Source organism: Endozoicomonas sp. Z74 (genome assembly GCF_057680865.1).
In genome coordinates this window covers 37,416-63,848 of the sequence record NZ_JBLYZI010000023.1, presented here as the reverse complement: position 1 = coordinate 63,848, position 26,433 = coordinate 37,416, and the positions used below count along the sequence as shown (strand labels likewise).

The following is a 26,433-nucleotide window of genomic DNA, read 5'->3' as shown; positions in this document are numbered from 1 at the left end:
TGATTAGTATGAATCATAAGGGTTACCTTTTTACGATTTAGATTTCAGTGATTTCACCCTCTATCTAAATCGGTAACCCTTCCCTTTTTTGAAGAGGGAATTGTCAGATCAGATCTGAACTAATGCAAATAAAAGCCTTTTGAGGGCGTCATCAAATAAGCCTCCAGCTCTGACGGAGGTCAATTAACTCTATGCCAGCACCCAGCTTCTGCCCGGTATTGAGTCGTTGCGAAGCAGATAAGCAGGAGTTGAGTTCTTCAAAACTCAACTCTCTGAATAGCCCTTACCGATTGGATCCCTCGTATTTGTAATACTCCATTCCGGCGTTCTCTCCCAGGTTACACCAACTGGTGGTTCCCAGATAAAGCTCACCATCAACTTTCTCATAACTGCGGATGCCATTGGTGCAGGGGTTACCAAAGCCGGTCTTATCAACAATTTTGGCGGGTGATCGGGTGTTTTCAAAGACCATTAACCATGAGCTTCGGGCCTCGTCCAGGGTATACCTTCCTTTTCTGGCGCCATCAATGATGCTCTGATAGAGAAAATAAGATGGATTGTTCCCTGTCATCCGCTGCTTTCCATCCGGTGCCACCGGAATCACCTGGTCATTAAAATACACGCTGGTATGACTCAGCGGGTTGTAATCCAGGTTTTCAAACATATCAAACAGACCCGCAGTGGAGTTCCAGCTGCCCAGGAACAGCTTGTTGTCATGCTCCACCATGGTGAAGGTGTACACCATTCCCTGATGACCAAAACCTTCATCGCCCCACCTGGGCTTTTGTCTCATGCCGTTGGTCTTTAACTGAAACTTATACCCGTCGTATACCTGGCTGCCTCTGGATTTAGTGGGTACGAAGACCCAGTCCTTATGCTTGCCATAGAGCAGCTCGACCTTTTTCTTTGCCTTTCGCCCGGCCAGCAGATCCCTGGTTTTGATGCGGAAAACGGAAATAGCCCGCCAGGATTTCATCATGAACTCCCGGTGCGCCTCCGTGTCTTCAGGCCGGTACTCCTTCAACCGGCAGAGTACTTCAATACCCTCACCGTCACAGTACTTCTGCATCAGCTTGTCATAGGCGGAAGAAGTCCCCTGGTGATAAGAACCAAAATAGAGGTAGTCGCCAAAAAAGGCATTGGCGGCAAATTTTGAGCCATGGGCTGCCACTTGATCCGGATCATAGTCGGTATAGCTGATCACCGGAGTGAAGACCGCGGGCTGCTCAGCGGTATAACCGTTGTCGGGCATGGCATTGGTCACCAGAAGAGCGGCAGGTTCACCATAAGGGTGATACCAGGAACTGCTCACGAAGTAGCTGCTCCGGCGGTTATCAAACCTCAGAAAATCCCCCACAACACCGAAGGACTCGAAACTGTCATCAGAAACTCCGGCAAACCCATTATTAAACTCACCACCGCTGAACGGGGATTCCTCAGAGCCCACCCAGCGCAGCATCATGTTACGACTGTCACCGATCTGGCCACCGGACTGATCCGGCCCGCCGAACCAGTAAAGGGCCTCGGACCCATTGGGATGGGTCACCACCTGGAAGCGACGAATGGTGTCAAAGTAAAACTCCGCATAGCCCAGGTACTGCTGTGTCCTGTGGTTGAAAACAAACAACCGGTTGTAACCAATATCCCCGTCCCGGTCAAAATCATAATTCACAGGAAACTTGGCCATTTCTATCTGCCGTTGTTCCTGTGGCAGTTTATCAAGCGTCAACTGTTTAATATCCCGGACATTCCGCTTTGAGGAACCCGCAAAAAAGATCAAATCCCCCATAGAGCCCGCACCACGAAAGACAAAGTCAATCTTTTTATCCACCACTTCCCCATTCACGGTGGCAGGAAGAGTGAGCTCCATGGCATCCTTCCAATATTGCTCACCATTCCCAATGGTGGATCGACCTATGTGTATTGACTCCCCGGTTTCCAGGTTATAGGTATAAATCTGCGCTTTTGGAAATTGCCCTTCCGGTGCCGTCAGCTGGCACCCCTGGTGCTCTGTTTCAAAGTTCATCAGAACCAGCGGCGTTTTCATGCTGATCATGGGCCAGTAACACCAGGACGCGGCGGCGGTGCCGTACCAGATCTCTTTATCGGTTGACGTAGAGCTCAGCGCATACTGACCATTTTTCCAGGGTTTGCCAGAAGGTTCCTCGGTCGCAAAACGTTCATAATCCAGCTGATTATTACTGGAAAACAGACCATCCCAGGAACCGTCCACAGGAACCGAGAACTCTTGAGTGAAGCCCACCTCCAGAGGCCTGAGCTTTTTAGAGACTGGGTCGGACTGCCCCGTATCAGCATTGGGGCTGGAGGAAATGACAGCAACAGTACTCAGCAGTAGTGCCGAACAAATATTTTTATATTTCATTATTACAACCTCTGGCGCAGAAAAAGCACCAGACAAAACAGGTTATTATTGGTTTGATTAAATCCCAGAGCACAACCCCCTGCCTTTACCAGGGCAGTTATAAGACCTTTGGGTTTTCATCAAATGTTTTTTCTTATCCGAGTGAAATAATTATTTTTTGATTTATGTCAATAAAGGTGCTTTCTCCTTCAAAACAAGTTATTTCTTAAAATAAATTTAATCACTTGTTATTAACATTATATTTAAAAGAAACCCTCCCTGTAAACAACATTTGACTTATAATAATATCTCCGTCCTCTTCCCTGTAAGGTATATAAAATGACCCAGAAAATATGGAACCTGTACTTGTCCGGAGAAATTCACACCGACTGGCGTGATCGTATTATTGCCGGGTGTCGAGAAAAAGGACTACCCGTCACGTTCTCATCCGCCGTCACCGACCATGAAGCCAGTGACCTTTGTGGTGTTCGTATTCTGGGTGAAGAAGACAATCCGTTCTGGCGGGATCGAAAGGCGTCTGGCATCAATGCCATTCGCACCTCCACCCTGATTCGTGAAGCGGACATTGTGGTGGTTCGTTTCGGCCCGAAATACAAGCAATGGAACGCAGCCTTTGATGCAGGCTTTGCCGCGGCCCTGAATAAATCCCTGATCACTCTCCATGGGGAAGAGCATAATCATGCCCTGAAAGAGGTCGACGCTGCCGCCAATGCCACGGCAGAAACACCGGAACAGGTGGTTGAAATTCTGGCCTACATTCTTTCCTGATAGGTAGTCCTGCCCCCTTGCACAGGGCTTCCCGAAGCCTGGCGAACAAGGTCACTTATCAACAAAAAACAGCTGTTCGTTTTTTAAACAATCTCTTTGAGAGCCTTGTTTTACCCGGCCCGGACGAATATCCCGAAGCTGACCACAAGGTTATCCACAGAAGATGTGGATAATCTTCAGCGGGCAATGATCAGCTGATAACTGAGCTGGGAACGGTGCAACATCCAGCGAATAAACCACACCTGCAGCTTGAGTCGAATCCACATTTTTGATCGGGTATACGACGATAGACTTTGATAGTGCTGTCCAAACCAGAAACAGTAGCCAGAAAGAACATCTTCCGTAATATCAATGATTTCAACCTGGCTGAATCCCTGTTCCTGCAACGTTTTTTCATAGGCGTCCTGCACCTGCATATCCTCAACCAGAATACCGGACACCCTTCCCAGCCACTGCACCAGTCGTTGTTCCCGACGATCACGGAACGACCGGGAAAGCACCATATCGGTAAACGCAAGTACTCCGTCTGGCCTTAATGCTCTGCGGGCATTACGGATAAAGGCTGCTCTGTTCTCAAAGTGATACACGCAGTCCAGAGCCAGCAACTTATCAAAGTCACCTTCCGCCTGATCCGACAGGGCTTTTTCCCCTCCCCGCAACAGTTTGAGGGACTGGAAATGGCTGCAATGCTCAAGGGCTCGAACCATCTGCTGCTCATCCCGTGCTATCGCCGTCAGGGATTGCACCTGGTAATAATCCATCCACACCAGCAACTGATCGTGGCTGGAAAAGCCCATATCCAGAACCCGGTCCTGATTGGACAGGCAGGCTTTATCCGCCAGTAACCCGGCCATTTCTGAACAGGCCTGTCGGTACTGAGACGTTTCTTTCCAGTACCCCAGCAGACGCCAGCCTGAAGAAGGTTCAACGGGATTATTTAATAACCACTGGTCGGTTTCGAGCTCCCTTAACCGACTTGAAGAGGGCCACCACACCCTCAGGAAGAGAGCAATTCCCTGAGCCAGAAGCCCGGACATAATAAGCCAGGTCAGTGTGACCCCCAAAAGAAATGACAAAATCGCCATAGACTAACGTTTTTTTATATCCATAATTTTGAAACAGTGAGGAATGATAGAGCGGCACGCTTGGGTTTACCACCGGTAACCGATATTTATTCACAAAGATTGAACGCTTGCAGTCAGGTTATGAAGGTCATATACCCTTTTCATTCCCAAAAAACTTTCATTTTAAAAGCGCCCTTTCCTACGGACGACAAAGTAGTAATGTCAGGCAAGCTCATCTTCCGGTGTTTTTGGACCCACGGATTTCACAATAAAGATGCCCAGTGCTGCGGCAGCGATAAGCGCCCCTGCAGGATAAGCATGAGTGGATGGCAGGTGTAAGCCTTCCGGAGCCATGAGGATATAGGTGGTACACACTGAAGTCATAAACAGCGCGGGGAGTAAAACCATCCAGACGCCTCTGCCCTGACGGCTCATGTAAACCGCAGCAGCCCATAGAACAATGGTTGCCAGTAGCTGGTTGGAAAATGCGAAATAGCGCCAGATCACTGAAAAATCCACCAGAGTCAGCAGATAGCCCGCCAGAAACAGGGGGAGCGCCAATAACAACCGGTTCAATAGATGATACTGAGGCAGTTTAAGGATATCGGCAAAAATCAGCCTCATGCTCCGAAAGGCTGTATCACCAGAGGTAACCGGGCAGGCAATCACCCCAAGGATAGCCAGCATGCCTCCCAGTCCCCCAAGCAGCCCCACCGCCACCTCGTTGACCACCAGTGAAGGTCCACCTTTTGCCAGTACCGCTGACAAGCCTTCAATACCGTTGGGAAAGAAAGCCATGGCAGCGGCGGCCCAGATCAGGGTGACCACCCCTTCTGAAACCATTGCTCCGTAAAATACACGTTTTCCGTAGCTTTCGCTGGCCAGACATCGGGCCATAATTGGGGACTGCGTGGCATGAAAGCCACTGATGGCGCCGCAGGCAATGGTAATACACAACATGGGCCAGACCGGAAGGCCATCCGGGTGCGAAGAGGCAGTACCAATCTCGGGTATGGGCAGCCCTTCATAAACCAGCATGAAACCAATGCCTACGGCCATAAACAACAGAGCGGCGGCAAACAACGGGTAGATCCGGCCGATCAGCTGGTCTACCGGTAAAATGGTGGCAATAAAATAGTACGCCAGAATCACGATCAGCCAGAATGTCTTACTGGCCAGCAAACTGTCTCCGCCAAGGGAAGTGCCAGACAGCAGGTTACTCAGCAGTGCGGCCGGCCCAACCATGAACACGGTACCCACCAGCAGCAGCAATACAATCGACATGACCCGCATGAATTGACAGGCATGCCCACCAAGATAGATACCAACAATTTCCGGAATGCTCTTGCCCTCATGCCGGACCGACATCATGCCAGAAAAGAAGTCATGCACCGCTCCGGCGAATATGCAACCCAGAACAATCCAGACAAAGGCAGCTGGCCCGTAAAGCGCTCCAAGGATGGCTCCAAAAATAGGACCCAACCCGGCAATATTAAGAAACTGGATAAGAAAGATTCTGGGCCAGCTCAGGGGAACAAAATCGACATCATCCCGCATCTCAAGGGCGGGTGTTCTGCGCTTTGGCTCGACTCCAAATGCCCGTTCCACGACAGCGCCATAAATGCAGTAGCCTGCCACCAGAGCCACAAGGGAAAGCAGAAAGCTGGTCATCAGCCTGTCCTCCGGAGTCTGAAGCCGCAGAAGATCAAGACCCCCCCATCCACTCTTCAAGCTGGCTGGTTAGTGTGCCCCCGTAAAAAGAAGAAAGCCATTTCATTGCCACTCAGGGAGCAGGAGCTCATCGGTTGAATAAAAGCCTCTGAGATTTGCCAGGAAACGCTGATTTCCTTAATGGTGAAAGCGAATATCGCTGACGTTGTTATGAATGATTATTCAGGCATCATGAACCTTTAAGAAGACAAGCCTAGTCCGGGATTAACGATTGCACCAGAATTCCTCAAAAAAAAAGGCTGCAGCAGGAGCTGCAGCCTTAAAGAACTACTCAGGCTTTAATCAGGCAGTCTGAACAGCTGTATTGCGTTTACCGGCAGCGTAAAGGAACCACACCATGCATGCGATGGCTGCAATCATGCCCACAGGGTAGGCGAAGTCTGAAGAGAGACCAATCCCCTCAGGTGCCATCAAAATATAAGTGGTGCAGACAGCCGTCATGAAGGTTGCTGGCAGTGAGGCCAGCCAGTGTCCCTTGCCCTGATGCACCATGTACATGGCTGCAGCCCAGAGTACCACGGTAGCCAGCGCCTGGTTGGAGAAGGCAAAGTAACGCCAGATAATATTGAAATCGATAAAGGTCAGGGCGAAGCCCACCGCAAATACCGGAATAGCCAGCATCAAACGGTTGCGGACACCGGTCTGGCTCATGCCCATGGCATCGGCAAAAATCAGACGGACACTCCGGAAAGCCGTATCCCCAGAGGTAATCGGACAGGCAATCACCCCAAGCACCGCCAGCATTCCACCAAAGGTACCCATCAGACCTACGGAAACTTCCTTAACCACCAGACCGGCACCACCCTGGGCCAGAGTCTCATTCAAGCCTTCAATTCCACCGGGGAAGAAAGACATGGCCGCTGCAGCCCAGATCAGGGCAACCACACCTTCAGCAATCATGGCGCCATAAAACACCCGGCGTCCATAACGTTCAGTGGGCAGGCAACGGGACATCATGGGTGACTGGGTGGCATGGAAACCACTGATGGCACCACAGGCAATGGTCACAAACAGCATAGGCCAGATGGGCAGCCCCTTGGGATGAGCCAGATCCGCACCCACTTCAGGAATGGGCAGGCCCTTAAAGACCATCATGCCTCCGACACCCACTGCCATGATCAGCAGAACCCCACCGAACAGCGGATAAATTTTGGAAATCAGTTTATCCACCGGCAGGATAGTGGCAATAAAGTAGTAAGCCAGAATCACCGCCAGCCAGAAGGTAGACTGGGCAAAGATCCCGCTCATTCCGAGGTTGGCCAGCAAGCCGGCAGGCCCCATCATAAAGACCACACCCACCAGTACCAGCAGAATAACCGAGAAGCCACGCATGACTTTCCGGGCTCCCTCTCCCAGGTAGTTACCCACAATTTCCGGGATGGATTTCCCTTGGTGACGAACCGAGAGCATGCCGGAGAAATAATCGTGGACGGCACCACCGAACACACAGCCAAAAGCGATCCAGAGGAAAGCGGCAGGCCCATACAGCGCCCCCATGATGGCACCAAAAATGGGCCCCAGTCCGGCAATATTCAGGAACTGGATCAGGAATATCCGGTACCAGGGCAGAGGTACAAAGTCGACCCCGTCACGCAGGGAGTGGGCAGGGGTTTCCCGGTTCGCATCCGCGCCAAAGTGCCGGTCAACAAAGGCACCATAAATCAGGTACCCCACTATCAGAATGACTAACGCACCAAAAAAACTGATCATTTCTACGCTCCCGGGTGCTTTTCACCCTGCCTGAAACAGCCACGGATCTGACTGCTTTTCAATTGGCCTCCTGACCATGGAAGTTCTGGAAAACCAGATGCCCATCGCTAAATGTGTTTCACAACAAATCCAGAAAGCTCAAATTTTGATCAGCAATATAACAATCTGCTGACACTTTTTGTTGACCTGGATCATTACTTTTCCAGCGCCCCCCTGAGGACTTTCCGACACTTCCATAGCCAGTAACGAAAACGACGCCTGTAATCCCTCTGCTATGCTTTCCTGGTACTTTCTTATAACCGGAGTGTGTATGAGCGCATTGATCTCAGGCCTGACAACCGCTATTTGGGAATATGTTCTGGTTTATCTGTTGCTGGGCGCAGGTGTTTATTTCACCGTTCGGAGCCGCTTTGTCCAGATCCGGTATTTTTTCCACGCCTGGAAGATCATGCTCAACTCAAGAAAAACCCACAGTAATGAAATCTCATCTTTTCAGGCCCTTTGCACCAGTCTGGCCGCCCATGTAGGCACCGGGAATCTGGCAGGGGTAGCCATTGCCATCTATATAGGGGGCCCGGGAGCCGTCTTCTGGATGTGGCTGGTGGCCATGCTGGGCATGGCGTCGAGTTTTGTGGAAAACACTCTGGCACAACTGTACAAAACCAATAACCGGGACGGCACCTTCCGGGGAGGCCCCTCTTACTATATAGAGAAAGCCCTTGGGCAGCGGTGGCTGGGCCTGCTGTTTTCATCGCTGTTGCTGGTAACGTTTGGCTTCGTCTTCAATGCCGTTCATTCCAATTCCGTTTCCCAGGCCGTTTCCGGGCATATCGATTTCAGCCCCGAGCTCATCGGTGTTGTCATCGCGGGCATCACCGGGCTGATCGTATTCCGGGGGGTTCATTCCATTGTTCGCTTTGCCGAGCTGGTGGTTCCCTTTATGGCACTTTCCTATCTCTTCATTGCGATTCTGGTGGTCATTTTGCAATTCGATAAAGTACCTGATGTCATTCGCCTGGTGTTTGAAAGCGCTTTTGGCCTTCAGTCCGCAGCGGGAGGCGCGGTTGGCTACTCTGTCGCCCAGGCAATGATGCAGGGCATCAAGCGGGGCCTGTTCTCCAATGAAGCCGGCATGGGCAGTGGCCCCCACGCCGCTGCTGCAGCAACCCCCTGGCCCCATCATCCGGCAACCCAGGGCATCATCTCCATGGTCAGTGTGTTTATTGACACCATTGTCATTTGCACCGCCACTGCGGCCATCATTCTTTTGTCAGGCCAGCTGGAAGCAGGCAGCACCCTCAATGGCATCCAGCTGACCCAGGCATCCCTGGGCAGCATTGTGGGGACCTGGGGACAATGGTTTATTTCCATCGCCGTGATTTTCTTTGGGTTTACGTCAGTGATCGCCAATTACTATTACGGAGAATCCAGCCTTCGCTTTATCCATGACCACCCCTGGGCGCTTTTTGGTTACAGGGCTGCCGTCGTTATTCTGGTTTACATTGGCTCCATCAGCCCCCTGGAAGCAGTGTGGATCATGGCGGACCTGACCATGGGACTGATGGCCCTGATCAATCTGCTGATTATTGTACTGCTGTCAGGACCCGCCATGCAGGTGCTGAAGGATTATGATCGCCAGCTCAAGTCTGGAAAGTTACCGGTATTCAACAAAACCCACTTCCCTTTCCTGAACAAAACCATTGACCAGGACGTCTGGGTGGATACCTGCGATCAAAGCAAGCTGGATGAAAAGGATGATGACTACCCGGGAAGCCTGCCTGAGGCGGAGGGCCTGTAAGCCGCGCCAACTTGCTGTTGCGCTTCGCGTTGCTCAGCAGCAACCTACAAAACTCCAGACAATTTTGTTGATGCTGGCATTTGTACGGGTTGCTTATGAACAAAGTGAATCTCAACACAAGACAACGTCAGTCTTTTTTTATGTTTTTTGCAAAAAGCGGGTAAAAATTCATCAGCTTTTTCTTATAAGCCAGGTCAATTCACCGAGCATGAATACAAGTACATTTACACAAAGAATAAGCAATTGCCGCACAACCGCCTCACAACCAATAAACCCGCTTCCTGCATAAACCCTTTGTTCTTCGCACCAAGCACTCAACAGACACCTTATCACCCCATCATCGCAGCTAGGTATATACACCTAAACCACAGGGTTTATTCCCTAATATTATAAAAATCATTTTGAAATAAGAATCACCCGGTAACCATTGCCACGGAAAATCTATGAATAATCTGATCGCGTCCATTAACGATCTGCTCTGGGGCAGTATTCTGATGTACCTGCTTCTGGGTGCAGGCCTGCTCTTTACAGTCAAGACTCGCTTTGTCCAGTTCCGCCGCTTCTCCATGGCCGCCAAAACCATGCTGGCCAGCAGAGAGAGAGCCTGCAAAACCCACGTATCCCCATTCCAGGCCTTCTGCACCAGCCTCGCTGCACGGATTGGCACTGGTAATATGGCCGGTGTTGCTGTGGCCATTTACCTTGGGGGACCCGGAGCCGTTTTCTGGATGTGGTTAATTGCCCTGCTGGGGATGTCCACCAGCCTGGCGGAAAATATTCTGGCCCAGATCTACAAAACCAATAACGGTGATGGCACTTATCGAGGTGGCCCAGCCTATTACATTGAGAAAGCCCTTGGTCAACGCTGGCTCGGCATTGTCTTCTCGATTTCCCTGATCATTGCCTTTGGCTTCGCTTTCAACAGCGTTCAGTCAAACTCCATTGCCGCGGCGTTTAATAGCTATGGTGTCCCTCCCATCGCTATTGGCATCGGGCTGGCCCTGACCAGTGGCCTGGTGATCTTCGGAGGCATCCGATCCATCGCCCGGGTAACGGAGATGATTGTTCCCGTTATGGCCCTGGGTTACCTGGCCGTCGCCCTGGTGGTGGTTGCCATGAATATTGGAGAACTCCCGGCGGTCTTCAGCCTGATCTTCAAAAGCGCTTTCGGACTGGAAAGCGTTGCCAGTGGTGGTATGGGGTATATGGTATCCCAGGCCATGATGCAAGGCATCAAGCGGGGTCTCTTCTCTAATGAGGCCGGCATGGGCAGTGCCCCTAACGCTGCGGCAGCCGCCCATTCCACCCATCCCGTCAATCAGGGAATGATGGGCATGCTCGGCGTCTTCATGGACACCATTATTGTCTGTACTGCCACAGCCGCCATTATCCTGATGTCCGGAGCCCTTGAACCGGGCAGCGGCGTCACCGGCATTGAACTGACCCAGGCCGCCCTGGCCAGTCAGGTGGGCCCTGTTGGCAAACACCTGGTGGCTGGAGCCATCCTGATGTTCGCATTCAGCTCAATCATTGCCAACTACTACTATGGCGAATCGAATCTGCGGTTTATTCTGGACAACAAGCAGCTGGTAATGGCTTACCGGGCCGGGGTTCTGGCTATGGTTGCCTGGGGAGCTACAGGCAACCTGCCTACGGTGTGGGCTTTTGCGGACGTTTCCATGGGCATCATGGCACTCATTAACCTGACGGCCATTCTGGTGTTGTCCAGCATTGTCACCCAGGTTCTGAAAGACTTTGACGAGCAAGTCAATGCGGGCATCAAGCCCGTCTTTAACCGTCGCAAGTTTCCTTTCCTGGATAAAACCATGGACAAGGATGTCTGGACGGAATACAGCTCCGGCCCTTCTCCCAAAGGTGAAAAAGCCAATATTAAAGTCTCTCCTGCCACCGGAGCCTGATAACGGCCTCCTGCTGAAGTCTGCCGGGTCACTCCTCAGGTGATCCGGCTTTTCAGAAAAGCTCAGAAAATCGTTCTTACATGAAGGCTGGCTTCTGAAAGGTCTATATCCTCCAGCGCCAGAGGCTGGTCATCAGGGAGCTGTGACTTTTTCAATTTCAGACGGTCGAAACTCAACTCCCCAAGAGAGCTGGGCAGCCGCAAACGGATCTGCCCGTCATTTCTGAATTCAGCCCTGGCCTGAATCGGGTCGTATTCCAGCTGGAAGGGAGTCCCTTCAGAGGCTTCGCTCTCAAGCAGAGGTTTTATCAACGCCACCAGAGGACGCGCCTCAGAATTTTCTTCACCAGCGGCCATGAGCTGAACCGGGCTCAGTAACGCCATGGATAGAGACGCAGCAAGGCGAAGCTGACTCTGGCTGGACAGAGCCCGGCGGAGCTGCCAGCGGGTAATCAAGCCCTGGTCCACCAAATACTCTCCCAACCGCTGCGACTGGTTTTCCATCCTTTCCAGAGCACTGTCCAGTTGTTGACCCGTGAGATACCCCTTTTTCACAAGAATCCGGCCCAGTCTGGATTTATGGTATGCTTGCCTGCGTTTCTCACTATTCATCATCGCCCCCTCCGATACCATTGCCATAGCTATCGGCCAGCGGGATAATCGGGTGAAGTTTTACACGTTCCAGCGATTTACTCGCCCAGAATGTACGCTTCCAGAACTCAGTCCAAAGCAGGCTAACTTCATGCCAGAAAAGAAAGAAGGCTTTGCCTTTGAACAGTCTCTCGCCGATCTGGAGTCCCTGGTGAAACAGATGGAGTCCGGTGATATGAGCCTTGAGCAGTCCCTGAAAGCCTTTGAGCAGGGCATCCGGTTAACCCGCGACTGCCAGAAGGCCCTGACCGAGGCAGAACAGAAAGTCCAGATTCTGCTGGAGAAAAATGGCGAACTCACCAGCCAGCCATTCACTGCGCCGGATGGAGAAGAGCTTTAATGGTCAACGCGCCTCCCCTTTCCGACAGACATTCTCTCTCAGGCTCCCTGTCAGCCTTTGTAGACGATTGCCGGACACTGGTTGATCGTTCACTGTCGTCCATTCTGCCCCGGGAAAGCCTGGTGAGCCCCCGGCTGATGGAAGCCATGCATTACAGCGTGTTTAATGGTGGCAAGCGCATCCGCCCCATCCTTGCCGTTGCCGCCTGCCGCGCAGCCGGGGGGGCACCGGAACAGGCAGTGCCTGCCGCCTGTTCGGTAGAGCTGATTCACGCCTATTCACTGGTTCATGATGACCTGCCCGCCATGGACGATGATGACCTGCGCCGGGGCAAACCCACCTGCCACAAAGCGTACGATGAAGCCACGGCCATTCTGGTGGGCGATACCCTCCAGAGCCTGGCATTTGAAACCCTGAGTAACAATGATCTCTGCTCAGCCCCTCACCTCGATGAGGCCACCCGGCTGCAGCTGGTGAGAACCCTCAGCCAGGCCTCAGGACTGTCCGGTATGGCCGGCGGCCAGGCCATGGATAATGACGCCATGGGCACCCGGCTCAGCCAGCAACAGCTGGAGCTTATGCACTCCCACAAAACCGGGGCCCTGATCAATGCCAGCGTAAGAATGGGAGCACTGTGCGCAAAGCAGAATGACCAACAGGTAACAGACCTTCAATTACAGCAACTGAATAAATACTCCCAGGCCATAGGTCTTGCATTCCAGGTTCAGGACGATATTCTGGATGTAATAGCTGACACCGGAGTCCTGGGAAAACAACAGGGTGCCGATATTGCGCTGGACAAGCCGACTTATGTTTCTCTGATGGGGCTGGAAAAAGCCCGGAAATACGCTGAAGAGCTGCATCAAAAAGCGGTGGCTGCTCTGGAGGACTTTGACGGATCTGCTGATCGTTTACGTCAGATTGCCCATTATATTGTTCAAAGAAATTACTGATCAGCCCCTGAAGTCGATACCCTGCGAGCCATCCGTTCAGGTGGATCCAATATCGATGCTATTCCGGTCAACTTGGGTGTACAATCCCCACCGGTAGACTGGCCTCAGACTTGATTGCGAGCACATGTTTCACGAAATTCCCAAAACAGAACCAGAAACGCCCCTCCTGGATCAGATAGACAGCCCGGAACAACTGCGCACCCTGGAAGAGTCACAACTAGCGGTGCTGGCACGGGAACTTCGCGAGTTTCTCCTTTACTCCGTTGGCCAGAGCGGCGGGCATTTCGGTGCAGGCCTGGGCGTAGTGGAACTGACTATCGCTCTCCATTATCTGTTCGACACCCCGGAAGACCGGCTGGTGTGGGATGTGGGCCACCAAGCCTACCCTCATAAAATTCTCACCGGTCGCCGCCGCCGGATGCCAACCCTGCGCCAGAAGGGCGGCCTGGCCGCCTTTCCAAAGCGGGAGGAAAGCCCCTACGACACTTTCGGGGTGGGCCACTCCAGTACTTCCATCAGTGCAGCTCTGGGCATGGCTCTTGCCGCCCGGGCCAAAGGGGAAAAAAGGCGCACTGTTGCCATTATCGGTGATGGCGCAATGACCGCAGGCATGGCTTACGAAGCCATGAACCATGCCGCGGATCTCAAAGCCAATATGCTGGTGATTTTGAATGACAATGACATGTCCATTTCCAGAAGTGTGGGCGGGCTTTCCAACTATCTGACCCGGGTACTGTCCAGCCGCACCTATCACCATATCCGCGAGGGCAGCAAAAAGGTCCTAAACGCCATTCCCCATGCCTGGGAGCTGGCTCGACGAACCGAGGAACACATGAAAGGCATGGTGGTTCCCGGAACCCTGTTTGAAGAGATGGGGTTTAACTACATTGGCCCCATTGACGGCCATGACCTGCCCATGCTGCTGCACACCCTGAAAAATATGAAAGACCTGGAAGGTCCTCAGTTTCTTCATGTAGTCACCCGCAAGGGCAAAGGCTTTACACCCGCGGAACAGGATCCTATTGGCTATCACGCCATTACCAAACTGGAACCGAAATCCACTGAAAGCAGGAAACCCGACACCCCAAAACGCCCAAAATATTCCAATGTGTTCGGGCAGTGGCTTTGCGACATGGCCGCGGAAGACAATCGCCTGCTGGGCATCACCCCGGCCATGAAAGAAGGGTCTGACCTGATCCGTTTTGCCGACCATTTTCCAGAACGCTATTTTGATGCCGCCATTGCCGAACAACATGCCGTAACCCTGGCAGCAGGCATGGCCTGCGAAGGGCTGAAACCGGTAGTGGCCATTTACTCCACCTTCCTTCAGCGGGCTTACGACCAGCTGATTCATGATGTGGCGGTACAGAAGCTGGACGTGCTCTTCGCTATTGACCGGGCTGGCATGGTCGGTGAAGACGGCCCCACCCATGGGGGCTGCTACGACATTGCGTTTCTGCGCTGCATTCCGGAAATGGTGGTGATGACCCCCGGAGATGAGAATGAAACCCGGCAGCTGCTCAGTACCGGATTCCACTATTCAGGCCCAGCCTCTGTTCGATACCCAAGGGGGACCGGGCCCGGTGTCAAGATTCAACCCGACCTGGAGCCCCTGCCCATTGGCAAAGGTGAAATCCGGCGCAAGGGCCACCGCGTGGCTCTGCTGGTATTTGGAACACTGCTGGGCAATGCTCTTGAAGCCGCTGAAGAGCTGGACGCCACCGTAGCCAACATGCGTTTCGTTAAACCCCTGGATGAAGCCATGGTCAAAGAGCTGGCCAGCCAGCATGAACTGCTGGTCACCCTGGAAGAAGGCTGCATTGCCGGTGGAGCGGGCGCAGGTGTCCTTGAATACCTGCAGCAGGAGAAGATCCCTGTTCCCATACTGAACCTGGGCATTCCAGATCGCTATATCGAGGCGGCCAGTCACCGTGAACAGCTGGCTGAATGCGGTCTTGATAAAGACGGTATTATCCATGCCATCAGCCAGCGTTTGAGCCGCACCGAATTAAGCGCCGTACATCACCAGAAAACCACTGTCAGCTTGGGTTGATCCTGACCGGCAGCACTCCGTCGGCTTTTTCAGGAAGTCGACGGAGCGAATCCTTCATTGAGCACTCCCCCCATCTCCACCTTTTTACCTCACCATCAGGCCGCTTTTTTCCTGAATCTGGAACTAAAGCCCCTGCCACTGATCTAACCTCCCATTGCTATTACGCGAATAAGCGGTGGGAGTGAAATCTCCTGAAGCCCATCCATTCTCTTTCGGATGGAACATCTGCCGTTTTTCAGAGAAATCTGATCACAAATGGACCCGGTAACAACACCCCTGGTAACAGCGGAGCGGACAGGGCCGACACTTGAGAAAACAGACCTTGCTATACAAGGGCTGAGGCTCAAGGATGCCCCTTCCAGACAAGCCGAAGCATCAAAGGCGCCTTCAGCGGAGAAATCACTCCAAACCCGGTCAATCACACCCCTGAATGCACTGGCGGAAGTACTCCAGCCCTATAGAGAGGTATTGATTGCCATTTCTTCTTGCCCCCACCCACCGCTTCCCGAAGACAGTTGTTGGAGAAAAAACAACGGTGACGCCATTCATGATCAAGTCTCTCAAGCCATAAACAGTGAAGCCCCCAACCATCTTAAGGCAGAACTGCATTGCAACCTGTTTCTGGACTCCGCATTGCAGGGAAACCACAACGCAGCCGACCACCTGACCACCGCGTTTGGACTTTCTCCTGAAACAACGGAGAATTTTATCCAGTTCTGGCAACTGGCCATGGAAATAGAATCGATCAGCCAGAATGAAAGAACCGCCGGGATTCATCGAACCTCTTCAATAATGAGGCAGCTTGAATCGCTGACCGACAGCTGCCTCACATCTCAAATTTCAGCCTGTTGCACTTATTGTATTAATTCAGCCCCGCTGGGGCCACCCGGGCCTTGAGTTGGATCTTTAATACCATTGAAAATGAAAACTCGTGCATGCTTACTCTCTATCACCCATTGATTAACAGACAAACAGTCAGGACTGCATCCTCCCTTATACCCAATCCAGCCACCAACCCCAGGAGCCGAAATTTTATAGCCTTTCTTGCCTGCGTTCACTCCACTTGAAAAATAAGCCCACTCATCAAGGTTAAACTTATAAAACTGACTCGCCTGAACGCCATGAGCATTCGTACAGGTTATATTATTCGATTCACCCGTATAGGCAAAACACCTTCTCCACGCATAATTTTCCTTAGGATTCCTTGACTCCCAAAAGAAATAACTTTCAGCTCCCTCAGGATGAGTAATGCGATGCCAGTGTTCATAACCTCCTGGATGACTACCAGACACATAACGCTGTTCATGATTTTTAGAAGCCCATACATAAGTATTGACGCTAGAGCTATACAAGCTACTGTATTCATGAGTCTTGGAAAATGTGATCTCATAATCCGCTGTTTTTATTTGGTCTGTAGTCAAAAAAGCTGCTCTTTCACCTTGAAAACCAATGGTCACAGGAATCGACTGATCCTCGCTCCTGGAAAGATTGTCAACTTCCCTGGATACGATCAGATTTGATGCTGTAAAATAGCTTCTTCCATCCTCATCTTTTTTTAAAACAGGGTACTCATCCAGCAGGGAAAAAACAGCTTTAGTTGAATAATTATTGGTTAACTCCAATCCTCGACCGTATTCAGGCAAGCCCAACACTTTTCCTGAATCCGAATCAGCCAGATAGAAACTGTATCTATCCGGATGGTGCTCGTTAATTGTACGATACAGTATCACCGAATGAACATTCAAAGGAGAACCAGAACCATCACCAACATACAGATCCCCACCCCCATTCACCGATATAAAAAATTTCTCCCGGGCCGACTCTGGAAAACTGCTATCTACACCACCAATTTCTTTGAGTTGAAAGTTTTCAGAAAACGCAACATTCGATAAAAACAATGTTAACATCAAAAAAACATATTTCTTATACATAAGAAGCTCGCTTTAAATAAACTACAGCAAATTTAAACATACACCTTTCCACATCTGGTTTTAACTTGTTCAAAAAATGCATAAATACATTCTTCTAGCACTCCATCTAAAGGCATTTAACGTGTTCAGCCAAGAGAGAGACTCTTCCTAGCTAGACGTAATGCCGAGTACAGAGCAAAACCAGTGGGAATTTATTTTTTTAGTGTTTTTTATTACTATTTTTTCATTTTTGACACCCTTTAAAGAGGAGGAGATACGATCTGCCACTGAACAACCATGACAAAAAACAACCAGCACGATTATTCATCAAGCCTGAGAAAATGAGAAAATGAGAAAATGACGCCCAGTTTAGATAACTCACTTTTTATAAATTATCAACAAATCAGTTATCGTGACAATCAACATGTTAAGCCACCCCAAAATAAGAAACATTGATTAAAGTCAATTAACCGACCGCATACTGAGATCTGAGAAGGAATAAGACGTGAAGTCAATCACAAAGTGAAACCTCTTCTTTGACTACAAATTTATCCATACTCGCTCCAGACCGAAACAGCCTCTCTGCACCTTACTCACCAACAATGGGAATAACCTTGAATCATAGTCTCTGGGTATTTATACCAGTCACAATCATCCCCTTAATGCTGTCATCAAACTGTCATTCCCCCGAGGTCTAATCAGACCATCCAAAAGGCAGACTGAAGGAAAAAATAATGCAGCAGGTTGTGATTGTAGGGGGAGGAATCCTCGGGCTGGCCTGCGCTTATTATTTACAACGCAGTGGTCAAGCCCAGGTCACCGTTATGGATGCTGGCGAGTTTGCAGCCGCAACTACATCCCAGGCAGCCGCCTTAATCACCCGTTCACGCTCCGACCTCAACGCCAGTCGTTTTGTGGCTGAGACCCATGATGTTATCCGGACACTGGAGCATGAGCTGGGTGAGCGCTTAATGCACCGGCCAGGCTGCTGGCACCTGATTAACAGTGCGGGCAATCAGTCCTTGCTGCAGGGCTATCAGCAGACAGCCAACGAGCTGGATCAGAACACAATCTGGCAGGATAGCGCTGCCATTCAGCGGAGGTTTCCCTGGCTGACTGTTCATCCCCAGACCATGGCACTGGTCTATTCCGACGACGGTTTTATCGACCCTTATCTATTAGCCAGTACTTACTTATCAGAAGCCAGAAAGGCCGGGGCACAGTGCATTTCCAACGTAAAAGTGGAGCAGCTGATTCACAGGAATAACCGGGTAATAGGCGTGAAGACCAGCCAGAATGAAACCCTTTGGTGTGATGCCGCTCTGGTGACCGCCGGCCCATGGAGCCAGGTCTTTCTCCGCCCTTATGATGTTCCACTGCCCATGGCCACGGTACGCAGCCATTACTGGATAACAGACAGCCAACCACAAGTCAGAACTGACCAGCCGATGCTGATCATGCCTGAACAGGGCTTTTATTTTCGTCCTGAAAACGGTGCCCTGCTGTTTGGACTGCGGGACAACCAACAATGCCTGGCGGATGCAACAGCATTACCCCGGGATATTCATTCCTTTGAATTTGCTGAGGACCCCAAGGGCTGGGGAGCTCTGGAAGAAAACTGGCAGGCTTTGATAAAGGCATGCCCGTTGCTGGAAAGGGCGCAATTGAAACACTACATTTCAGGGGTTTCGTCTTATACCCCAGACTCTAAACCGGTTTTGGGGCGAGCTCCAGGCTGGCAAAATATCTATGTCGCCACTGGCTGTTCCGGGGCTGGCATCGCCTGGAGTGGTGGGATTGGCCTCAGTATTTCCGAACAGATACTGCAGAAAAAGCCAACGTTGTCTATTGAGCCCTATGCCCTGCAACGTTTTGGTGCCATCAATCCATTTTCCAGAGAATTCCAACTCCGCTGCCTGAAGGCTCGCAGCCAGAAACGAACCGGTTAACTGGCTGCTTGCTTAATAAACCGACATCAGGCTGTGTTGTACATATGTCCCAGTTTCCAGACTTTAGTGGCCAGATACCGCTCATTATGGGGATTCTGCCCGGTCTGATGAGGAATTCGCTCGGCAACCTCAATGCCCAGATTGGTCAGGGCTTCCACCTTACGGGGGTTATTGGTCATCAGCTTCAGCCGGGTAACACCCAGGTGAGCCAGCATGTTCTTGCACATATCATACTTTCGCAGGTCCGGTGCAAAACCCAGCTCTTCATTGGCCTGAACGGTATCCAGACCACTGTCCTGAAGGTGATAGGCCCGGACCTTGTTCAATAGCCCAATGCCTCGACCTTCCTGTCTGAGGTACAGCAGTACCCCCCGGCCCTCATCCGCAATCCGCTCCAGAGCGGCCTGCAGCTGAGGTCCACAGTCACAGCGCATGCTGAACAATGCATCCCCGGTAAGACACTCCGAATGAACTCTGGCCAGTACAGGATCCCCCTTGCTGACATTCCCCATGGTCAATGCCAGATGCTCCTTGCCCGTACCACTGTCTTCGAAACCATGCATGATGAATTCGCCGTAGGGCGTGGGTAAGCGAGACTCTGCAATAAAACTAACAGACACTCACTGCTCCTTAAGTTATGCGTGGTCGGATTGTATCAGTCTGTGACCCTTCTAGCGAGTATGGTGGTTTCTTATTCGATCCGGTAAATCAACTGCATCCCGGTGGCCGGTCACACAGGTTAAGCGGACTGGCCAGCAGCTTTCAGCAATTTTATGGCGAAAAACGCAATCTGCTGGCCAGAACAGCCTTGAGCAGTAAGGGCGCCTGCTATGAACCCGATGGCTCTTTTGAAAAACGAGTGGATAGCGCCATGAGCAGCAACATTATAGTGCAAGATCACCGATGTGATTCCAGCCAGCAAACGATTAATCAACAAACATTCGCTGTATAAAAAACCATCTTTCTGGATATTTATTATTCAGTTTTCAGGAAATTCAATGGCTACAAAGCCACTTATTAAATAAGCCCCCTTTAAATATTACAGTAGTGAATCATTACTGAGTATCAGCCATCTATAACGGTAACAAACACAAACAGACGACATGTTCAATAAGGAAATTCTGCGTTGATTTATTTTTAATAGCGTGCGTATTTTATTAGCTGCTCTTGTTCCTGATCCAGGTCAATATTGAAAAAGTAAAATCCAGTAAACTCGGGCGGCACTTGTTTTTTAAATAACCAGGGGGAGTCTATTTAATTTTCAAGTTTAAAATAATTGTGTGCTTTCTAAACAAGCCGTCCTCTTTTTTATTGATTGAATCAGAATAAGTTGACGCGCCCATTCGCAATAACAAAAACACTTCGTTTTGTAGTTGATCATTCTGCTTTCGCCATGGCTGTGTGGCGACCATCAAGCTTATGAAGCAGCTTTCCAGAATACCAATAGATAATTTTAAATTGAGGAATCGTGATGATAAAACCGGTAAAGGTTGCCGTTACCCTGTGTATGGCTGCAGTCCTTGCCGCCTGCGGTGGCCCAGAGCAGTCGTCGCAGGTGAAGGATACCCTGGTCGTCGCCCAGGGCGCAGATGCCAAAACCCTCGACCCACACACCACCAATGACCAGCCCTCCTCCAGGGTGGCCGTTCAGATCTACAGCCAGCTGGTGGAAGCCGACAAGGATATGAACATCGTTCCCGGGCTGGCCGAATCCTGGGAAAAACTGGACGACAGAACCACTCAGTTCCACCTGAGAAAGGGCGTCAAATTCCATAATGGCGAGGAACTGAAGGCATCTGACGTCAAGTTTACCCTGGACCGGATGATTGCCTCTCCCACCGTGGCCCATATTGTCAACGCCATCGAATCCATTGAGGTGGTTGATGATTACACCGTTAATATCATCACCAAAGAGCCTTTTGGCCCTCTGCTCCACCACCTGACCCATACCGCATCTTCCATTCTGAGTGAAAAAGCGGTTAAAGCGGCCGGTGAAAACTATGGCCAGCATCCCGTAGGCACCGGACCTTACCAGTTTGCAGACTGGGCGGTGGGTGACCGGATTACCCTGAAAGCCTTTGACGATTATTACGGTGGCAAGCAGGAAATTCCCAATGTGGTTTTCCGAAATATTCCTGAAGGCACCAGCCGTGCCATCGCCCTGGAAACCGGAGAGGTGGACATTGCCTATGACCTGGAACCCATTGACAAACAGACCGTGGTGGCAAAAGAAAACCTGGACCTGGTTGAAGAAGAGTCTCTCTCTGTAGCCTACCTGGGCTTCAATGTGAAAAAAGCCCCCTTCAACAACACCAAGGTACGTCAGGCCATCGCTTACGCCATCAATGCCGATGACATTATTGAAGCGGTTCTGATGGGTGCTGGTGCCCCTGCCAACTCCCCTATTGGTCCCAAAGTATTTGGGTATAACCCAGATGCCAAGCTGTACCACCAGAATTACGAGAAAGCCCGGAAGCTGATGGCGGAAGCCGGTTACCCCGAAGGCTTCAAGACCTCCATCTGGACCAATGACAACCCGGTTCGCGTTCAGATTGCCCAGGTACTGCAGGCCCAGCTGCGCCAGATCGGCATCGACACGTCCATCGACGTCGTTGAGTGGGGCGCCTTCCTGGACGGCACCTCCCGTGGTGACCACGACATGTTTATTCTGGGCTGGGTAGCCGTCACCGGCGATGCAGATTATGGCCTCTACGCCCTGTTCAACTCCGCCACCCATGGCGGTGCCGGTAACCGCTCCTTCTACAGCAACCCGAAAGTGGACAGCCTGCTGAACCAGGCCCGCACATCCACCGATCCTGAACAGCGCAAAGAGCTCTACGGCAAGCTGCAGGTCATCCTCCAGGAGGAGGTACCCACCTTCTCTATCTACGATCAGTACCAGAACATTGGCATTCAGAGCAATGTCAAAGGCTTCAGCATGGCACCGGCTGGTCACCACAAGCTGCGGGGCGTTCACTTCCAGAGCTGATCCCACGCACTCCATCGTTCTTTCCCGCCCGAGGCCTGAGTCCGATCCTCAAGCCGGGCCGGGGAAGAATCCGGTTTCTACCCATCGGGTATCTGACAGCGGTTCTCCGATGGGTTCAACCCCTTATCAGGTGAACCATGCACAGATTTATTCTCAAACGACTGTTGCTGCTGATACCGGTTCTGCTGGGTGTATCCCTGCTGGTATTTGCCATCATGTCCTTCACGCCCGGCGATCCGGCCCAGCTGATCCTGGGTGAGAACGCCCCGGCACAGGCCGTGGCCGACCTCCGGGAGGAAATGGGCCTCAACGATCCTTTCGTAGCCCGGTACGCCCGATTTGTGGGTAACGCCGTCACTGGCGACCTTGGCCGCTCCTACACCAGTGGCCGGGATGTGTTTGACGAAATTTTCTCCCGTTTTCCCAACACCCTGATTCTGGCAGCCCTGGGTGTCATTCTTGCGGTGATCATCGGTATCCCCATCGGTATTATTTCCGCCACCCGCCAGTACTCCCTGATCGACAGTGGCTCCATGCTCTTTGCCCTGCTGGGGGTTTCCATGCCCAACTTCTGGCTGGGACTGATGATGATCCTGGTGTTTTCCGTTAACCTGGGCTGGCTCCCCTCCGGTGGTTATTCCAGCTGGAGCTCTCTGCTGTTACCCGCCATTACCCTGGGCACCGGCTCAGCCGCCATCATTACCCGGATGACCCGTTCCTCCATGCTGGAAGTTATCCGCCAGGACTACATTCGCACCGCCCGCGCCAAAGGCGTGGCTGAAAATGTAGTGATCAACCGGCATGCCCTGAAAAATGCCCTGATTCCCGTTATTACCGTTATCGGCCTGCAGTTTGGCTACCTGCTCGGTGGTGCGGTGCTGACCGAAACCGTGTTCTCATGGCCCGGAGTCGGCCGGATGATGGTAGACGCCATCCGGCAGAAAGATACTCCCACCGTTCTGGGCACCGTGGTCTTCCTGGCCACCACCTTCAGCCTGGTCAACCTGTTTGTGGATCTGCTCTACGGGTTTGTTGATCCGCGCATCAAGTCCCAGTACGCATAAGGAGAAAGGATCATGTCACAGGAAATGGCTCTGGAGCCTGGCAGGGATAAAACCCTTGATGAGCCCGTCAGGGCGGCTCCGAAAAAACGCAGTCAGTGGCTGGAAGTCTGGCACCGGCTGAAACGGAACAAAATGGCCATGTTCGGCCTGTTCATCCTCACCCTGGTAGTACTGGCCGCCATTTTTGCCGACCTTATCGCCGATTACGAAACCGTGGTCATCGCCCAGAATCTGTCGGATCGCCTCCAGGGCCCCAGTGCCCAGTACTGGCTGGGCACCGATGAATTCGGTCGGGATATTTTTGCCCGTATGGTCCATGGTACCCGGGTTTCCCTGCTGGTCGGCGTGCTCTCCGTGGGCATTTCCATTGTTATTGGCGGGGGACTTGGTGCCATCGCCGGATACTACGGTGGCCGCCTGGACAACGTGGTCATGAGGGTGATGGACATTTTCCTGGCGGTGCCCAGTATCCTGCTGGCCATCGCCATCGTGTCGGCCCTGGGTGCCAGCCTGATCAACCTGATGCTGGCCATTGCCATCTCCAGTGTGCCCAGTTATGCACGGGTGGTTAGGGCATCGGTACTCTCCATCCGTGACCAGGAGTTTATCGAAGCGGCCCGCGCCATCGGTGCCAGCGATCTGCGGATTATTTTCCGGCATATCATTCCCAACTCCCTGGCCCCGGTCATTGTTCAAGGGGCACTGGGCGTGGCTGTGGCCATTCTGTCCACCGCCGGCCTGAGCTTTATCGGCCTGGGCATTCAGCCTCCAGAGCCGGAGTGGGGCGCCATGCTTGCCGGTGGTCGTCAGTATCTGCGTCACGCCTGGCATGTCACGACCTTCCCGGGACTGGCCATCATGATCACCATTCTGGCCCTGAACCTGCTGGGGGATGGACTGCGTGATGCCCTGGATCCACGCCTGAAGCACTGAACAGACAAACGGGAGTCGTCGTAAAGAACAACGGCTCCCGAGATGCCGTATTAGGGAATAGTTTTTATGTCAGAGCAGACAGAACACGTCGATACACAGAATCTGTTGTCTGTTGAAGACCTCAGTATTGTTTACGAGGCCGATGGCGAAGTGACCCACGCCGTCAGCGGGCTCAACATCACCCTGAAAAAGGGTGAAACCCTGGGACTGATTGGTGAAACCGGCGCCGGTAAAACCACCACGGCCCTGGGCATTATGGGCCTGGTGCCCAACCCGCCAGGGCGTATTGTCAACGGCCGGGTGATCTTTGAAGGTGAAGACCTGCTGCAGACCTCTGAGCAGAAGATGCGCCAGGTCCGGGGTAACAAAATCTCCATGATTTTCCAGGACCCCATGACCTCCCTGAACCCGGTGATGACCGTAGGTGACCAGATTGCCGAAGTCATCCTGATCCACCAGGACGTCAATAAAGAAGAGTCCATCAGCAAGGCCAGGGAGATGCTGGAAATGGTGGGCATTCCCGGTGCCCGGGCCGGTGATTACCCTCACCAGTTTTCCGGCGGCATGAAACAGCGGGTGGTGATCGCCATCGCCCTGGCCTGTAACCCCGACTTGCTCATCGCCGATGAACCCACCACGGCCCTGGACGTCACCATCCAGGCCCAGGTACTGGATCTGATGAAGGAGCTGAAGACCAAGTACAACACCGCCATGATCATGATCACCCACGACCTGGGTGTGGTCGCCCAGGTATGCGACAAAGTCGCCATTATGTACGCTGGCGAAGTAGTAGAGAGTGGTGATATCCGGGATGTCTATGAAAATACCCAGCATCCCTACACCAAAGGCTTGTTCGGTTCCATCCCCGACCTGGAAAGCACTGCCCGACGACTCAAGCCCATCAAGGGCCTGATGCCGGACCCCACTCACCTGCCAGGGGGATGCAAGTTCCACCCCCGTTGCCCGGAAGCCACCGCAACCTGCTCAACCGCCATGCCAGAGCCGGTGATGACGGAGTCGGGCCACACCGCCCGCTGCCTGAAGCTGCATGCCATGGCGGAACCATCTGAATCAATCAGGGCACAGGGATAACCGCATGTCAGACGTCATACTGGAAGTCACAAACCTCAAAAAGCATTTTGACACTCCCAAGGGCCTGCTCCATGCGGTAGACGGTGTCACCTTCTCCATTGAAAAGGGAAAAACCCTGGGTATCGTCGGCGAATCCGGCTGTGGTAAATCCACCACCGGCCGGGTCATCCTGCGCCTGCTGGAAGCCACCAGCGGCGATATCCGCTTTGAAGGAGAGGATATCCGCCAGTACGATAAGGCCAGGATGAGGCAGCTCCGGGAAGATATGCAGATTATCTTCCAGGACCCCTTTGCCTCCCTGAACCCCCGCATGACCGCCAGCGAAATCATTGGTGAGCCACTGATCATTCACAAGATGGTCAAGAGTAAACAGGAGCTCACCCAGCGAGTGGACGAGCTGATGGAACTGGTGGGGTTAAGCCCGAGACTGGTGAATACCTACCCTCACGAGCTGGACGGAGGAAGACGACAAAGAATAGGTATTGCCCGGGCTCTGGCACTGAACCCGAAGTTCATTATCTGTGATGAACCGGTCTCGGCGCTGGACGTGTCCATCCAGGCCCAGATCCTCAACCTGATGCAGGACCTGCAGGAAAAGCTGGGGCTGACCTATATTTTCATCACCCATGATCTGTCGGTGGTCAAACATTTCTCTGATGAAATCGCCGTGATGTATCTGGGGCAGTTGATTGAGAAGGCACCAGCCCAGGAGCTTTTCAAAAAGCCATCGCACCCCTACACCCGGGCACTTCTGTCGGCCATTCCTTCCACTCATCTTGACCACAAGATGGAACGGGAGGTACTGGAAGGAGAAATTTCGTCACCGGTCAATCCGGCACCCGGCTGCCGCTTTGCCCAGCGCTGCCGTTACGCCACCGACCAGTGTACCGCCAGGGATATTGACTTGAAGGAGATCAGTGACGGGCATTTCGTCGCCTGTCGTATGATGGATGAATCGCTTCATTAATGGATAAGAGAAAGCCGGTCAGGTGCTCCCTTCACCTTCACCCTCACCCAAACCCTCTCCCAAAGGGAGAGGGCTTTAATAGTTTGCACCGCCAAACCCTCTCTCCCTCTGGGAGACGGCTTCAAAGGTTTGCACTGTCTAACCCCCTCTCCCGGCTGGG

20 protein-coding genes are annotated in these 26,433 nt (G+C 52.2%); 13 read left to right on the top strand and 7 right to left on the bottom strand.

The window, feature by feature from the left end; translation table 11 throughout:
* Positions 1-283: 283 nt before the first annotated feature.
* Positions 284-2,383, bottom strand: coding sequence for a hypothetical protein (locus tag ACNRUY_RS09105; RefSeq protein ID WP_488111345.1), 2,100 nt, complete (start codon positions 2,381-2,383; stop codon positions 284-286).
* Between the two features lie 318 nt (positions 2,384-2,701).
* On the opposite strand from ACNRUY_RS09105, the gene ACNRUY_RS09100 reads away from it, so the two are divergent.
* Positions 2,702-3,151 (top strand): YtoQ family protein, encoded by a 450-nt coding sequence (locus ACNRUY_RS09100; protein WP_488111344.1) that lies wholly within the window; start codon positions 2,702-2,704, stop codon positions 3,149-3,151.
* 176 nt (positions 3,152-3,327) lie between these two features.
* Here ACNRUY_RS09100 and ACNRUY_RS09095 read toward each other — a convergent pair whose 3' ends face one another.
* The 3 genes from ACNRUY_RS09095 to ACNRUY_RS09085 all read right to left on the bottom strand — a co-directional run bounded on the left by ACNRUY_RS09095 (position 3,328) and on the right by ACNRUY_RS09085 (position 7,656).
* The gene (locus tag ACNRUY_RS09095; RefSeq protein ID WP_488111343.1) at positions 3,328-4,236 is read right to left on the bottom strand and encodes an SAM-dependent methyltransferase; all 909 of its coding nucleotides are present in this window, start codon (positions 4,234-4,236) and stop codon (positions 3,328-3,330) included.
* Between the two features lie 201 nt (positions 4,237-4,437).
* Positions 4,438-5,886, bottom strand: coding sequence for a carbon starvation CstA family protein (locus tag ACNRUY_RS09090; protein WP_488111342.1), 1,449 nt, complete (start codon positions 5,884-5,886; stop codon positions 4,438-4,440).
* Positions 5,887-6,228: 342 nt separating this feature from the next.
* Entirely contained in the window at positions 6,229-7,656 is a 1,428-nt protein-coding gene (locus ACNRUY_RS09085) for a carbon starvation CstA family protein (RefSeq protein WP_488111341.1), read from the bottom strand.
* 310 nt (positions 7,657-7,966) lie between these two features.
* On the opposite strand from ACNRUY_RS09085, the gene ACNRUY_RS09080 reads away from it, so the two are divergent.
* Positions 7,967-9,454: an alanine/glycine:cation symporter family protein gene (locus tag ACNRUY_RS09080; RefSeq protein WP_488111340.1), complete on the top strand. Its 1,488-nt coding sequence runs from the start codon at positions 7,967-7,969 to the stop codon at positions 9,452-9,454.
* 443 nt (positions 9,455-9,897) lie between these two features.
* Entirely contained in the window at positions 9,898-11,373 is a 1,476-nt protein-coding gene (locus tag ACNRUY_RS09075) for an alanine/glycine:cation symporter family protein (RefSeq protein WP_488111339.1), read from the top strand.
* Between the two features lie 62 nt (positions 11,374-11,435).
* Here ACNRUY_RS09075 and ACNRUY_RS09070 read toward each other — a convergent pair whose 3' ends face one another.
* Positions 11,436-12,011, bottom strand: coding sequence for a cyclic di-GMP-binding domain-containing protein, MshE-related (locus tag ACNRUY_RS09070; protein WP_488111338.1), 576 nt, complete (start codon positions 12,009-12,011; stop codon positions 11,436-11,438).
* Between the two features lie 103 nt (positions 12,012-12,114).
* Here ACNRUY_RS09070 and ACNRUY_RS09065 point away from each other — a divergent pair, with 103 nt between their 5' ends.
* From ACNRUY_RS09065 to ACNRUY_RS09050, 4 genes are all read left to right on the top strand, one after another.
* Positions 12,115-12,363: an exodeoxyribonuclease VII small subunit gene (locus tag ACNRUY_RS09065; protein ID WP_488111337.1), complete on the top strand. Its 249-nt coding sequence runs from the start codon at positions 12,115-12,117 to the stop codon at positions 12,361-12,363.
* On the top strand, positions 12,363-13,316 hold the full coding sequence (locus ACNRUY_RS09060; protein WP_488111336.1) for a polyprenyl synthetase family protein: 954 nt from the start codon (positions 12,363-12,365) through the stop codon (positions 13,314-13,316). The genes ACNRUY_RS09065 and ACNRUY_RS09060 overlap by 1 nt, the downstream gene beginning before the upstream one ends.
* A 124-nt stretch (positions 13,317-13,440) precedes the next feature.
* Positions 13,441-15,369 carry a 1-deoxy-D-xylulose-5-phosphate synthase gene (gene dxs / locus ACNRUY_RS09055; protein ID WP_488111335.1) on the top strand — a complete coding sequence of 643 codons (1,929 nt, stop codon included), beginning with the start codon at positions 13,441-13,443 and terminating at the stop codon, positions 15,367-15,369.
* Between the two features lie 255 nt (positions 15,370-15,624).
* Positions 15,625-16,266 carry a hypothetical protein gene (locus tag ACNRUY_RS09050; protein WP_488111334.1) on the top strand — a complete coding sequence of 214 codons (642 nt, stop codon included), beginning with the start codon at positions 15,625-15,627 and terminating at the stop codon, positions 16,264-16,266.
* Here ACNRUY_RS09050 and ACNRUY_RS09045 read toward each other — a convergent pair.
* Entirely contained in the window at positions 16,224-17,300 is a 1,077-nt protein-coding gene (locus ACNRUY_RS09045) for a hypothetical protein (RefSeq protein WP_488111333.1), read from the bottom strand. The two genes, ACNRUY_RS09050 and ACNRUY_RS09045, sit on opposite strands and share 43 nt — an antisense overlap.
* A gap of 713 nt (positions 17,301-18,013) precedes the next feature.
* On the opposite strand from ACNRUY_RS09045, the gene ACNRUY_RS09040 reads away from it, so the two are divergent.
* Entirely contained in the window at positions 18,014-19,228 is a 1,215-nt protein-coding gene (locus ACNRUY_RS09040; RefSeq protein ID WP_488111332.1) for an NAD(P)/FAD-dependent oxidoreductase, read from the top strand.
* Between the two features lie 26 nt (positions 19,229-19,254).
* On the opposite strand, the gene ribA is transcribed toward ACNRUY_RS09040, so the two are convergent.
* Positions 19,255-19,848: a GTP cyclohydrolase II gene (gene ribA, locus ACNRUY_RS09035; protein WP_488111331.1), complete on the bottom strand. Its 594-nt coding sequence runs from the start codon at positions 19,846-19,848 to the stop codon at positions 19,255-19,257.
* 851 nt (positions 19,849-20,699) lie between these two features.
* Between ribA and ACNRUY_RS09030 the strand changes: the two genes are divergently transcribed.
* The 5 genes from ACNRUY_RS09030 (at position 20,700) to ACNRUY_RS09010 (ending at position 26,273) form a co-directional block, all read left to right on the top strand.
* Entirely contained in the window at positions 20,700-22,217 is a 1,518-nt protein-coding gene (locus ACNRUY_RS09030) for a glutathione ABC transporter substrate-binding protein (RefSeq protein WP_488111330.1), read from the top strand.
* A gap of 137 nt (positions 22,218-22,354) precedes the next feature.
* A complete protein-coding gene (gene nikB, locus ACNRUY_RS09025) occupies positions 22,355-23,281 on the top strand; it encodes a nickel ABC transporter permease (RefSeq protein ID WP_488111329.1) in 927 nt (308 codons plus the stop codon).
* A 12-nt stretch (positions 23,282-23,293) separates the two neighbouring features.
* Complete coding sequence (locus tag ACNRUY_RS09020) at positions 23,294-24,214, top strand: ABC transporter permease (protein WP_488111328.1); 921 nt, start codon at positions 23,294-23,296, stop codon at positions 24,212-24,214.
* Positions 24,215-24,280: 66 nt separating this feature from the next.
* Positions 24,281-25,306 (top strand): ABC transporter ATP-binding protein, encoded by a 1,026-nt coding sequence (locus ACNRUY_RS09015; protein ID WP_488111327.1) that lies wholly within the window; start codon positions 24,281-24,283, stop codon positions 25,304-25,306.
* A gap of 4 nt (positions 25,307-25,310) precedes the next feature.
* Positions 25,311-26,273, top strand: coding sequence for an ABC transporter ATP-binding protein (locus tag ACNRUY_RS09010; protein ID WP_488111326.1), 963 nt, complete (start codon positions 25,311-25,313; stop codon positions 26,271-26,273).
* The last annotated feature ends 160 nt before the right edge of the window (positions 26,274-26,433 follow it).

Bases quoted from the DNA above. Each gene is read 5' to 3' on its own strand.
- ACNRUY_RS09105 (WP_488111345.1), bottom strand. From the start codon at position 2,383: ATGAAATATAAAAATATTTGTTCGGCACTACTGCTGAGTACTGTTGCT.
- ACNRUY_RS09100 (WP_488111344.1), top strand. From the start codon at position 2,702: ATGACCCAGAAAATATGGAACCTGTACTTGTCCGGAGAAATTCACACC.
- ACNRUY_RS09095 (WP_488111343.1), bottom strand. From the start codon at position 4,236: ATGGCGATTTTGTCATTTCTTTTGGGGGTCACACTGACCTGGCTTATT.
- ACNRUY_RS09090 (WP_488111342.1), bottom strand. From the start codon at position 5,886: ATGACCAGCTTTCTGCTTTCCCTTGTGGCTCTGGTGGCAGGCTACTGC.
- ACNRUY_RS09085 (WP_488111341.1), bottom strand. From the start codon at position 7,656: ATGATCAGTTTTTTTGGTGCGTTAGTCATTCTGATAGTGGGGTACCTG.
- ACNRUY_RS09080 (WP_488111340.1), top strand. From the start codon at position 7,967: ATGAGCGCATTGATCTCAGGCCTGACAACCGCTATTTGGGAATATGTT.
- ACNRUY_RS09075 (WP_488111339.1), top strand. From the start codon at position 9,898: ATGAATAATCTGATCGCGTCCATTAACGATCTGCTCTGGGGCAGTATT.
- ACNRUY_RS09070 (WP_488111338.1), bottom strand. From the start codon at position 12,011: ATGGCAATGGTATCGGAGGGGGCGATGATGAATAGTGAGAAACGCAGG.
- ACNRUY_RS09065 (WP_488111337.1), top strand. From the start codon at position 12,115: ATGCCAGAAAAGAAAGAAGGCTTTGCCTTTGAACAGTCTCTCGCCGAT.
- ACNRUY_RS09060 (WP_488111336.1), top strand. From the start codon at position 12,363: ATGGTCAACGCGCCTCCCCTTTCCGACAGACATTCTCTCTCAGGCTCC.
- dxs (WP_488111335.1), top strand. From the start codon at position 13,441: ATGTTTCACGAAATTCCCAAAACAGAACCAGAAACGCCCCTCCTGGAT.
- ACNRUY_RS09050 (WP_488111334.1), top strand. From the start codon at position 15,625: ATGGACCCGGTAACAACACCCCTGGTAACAGCGGAGCGGACAGGGCCG.
- ACNRUY_RS09045 (WP_488111333.1), bottom strand. From the start codon at position 17,300: ATGTATAAGAAATATGTTTTTTTGATGTTAACATTGTTTTTATCGAAT.
- ACNRUY_RS09040 (WP_488111332.1), top strand. From the start codon at position 18,014: ATGCAGCAGGTTGTGATTGTAGGGGGAGGAATCCTCGGGCTGGCCTGC.
- ACNRUY_RS09030 (WP_488111330.1), top strand. From the start codon at position 20,700: ATGATAAAACCGGTAAAGGTTGCCGTTACCCTGTGTATGGCTGCAGTC.
- nikB (WP_488111329.1), top strand. From the start codon at position 22,355: ATGCACAGATTTATTCTCAAACGACTGTTGCTGCTGATACCGGTTCTG.
- ACNRUY_RS09020 (WP_488111328.1), top strand. From the start codon at position 23,294: ATGTCACAGGAAATGGCTCTGGAGCCTGGCAGGGATAAAACCCTTGAT.
- ACNRUY_RS09015 (WP_488111327.1), top strand. From the start codon at position 24,281: ATGTCAGAGCAGACAGAACACGTCGATACACAGAATCTGTTGTCTGTT.
- ACNRUY_RS09010 (WP_488111326.1), top strand. From the start codon at position 25,311: ATGTCAGACGTCATACTGGAAGTCACAAACCTCAAAAAGCATTTTGAC.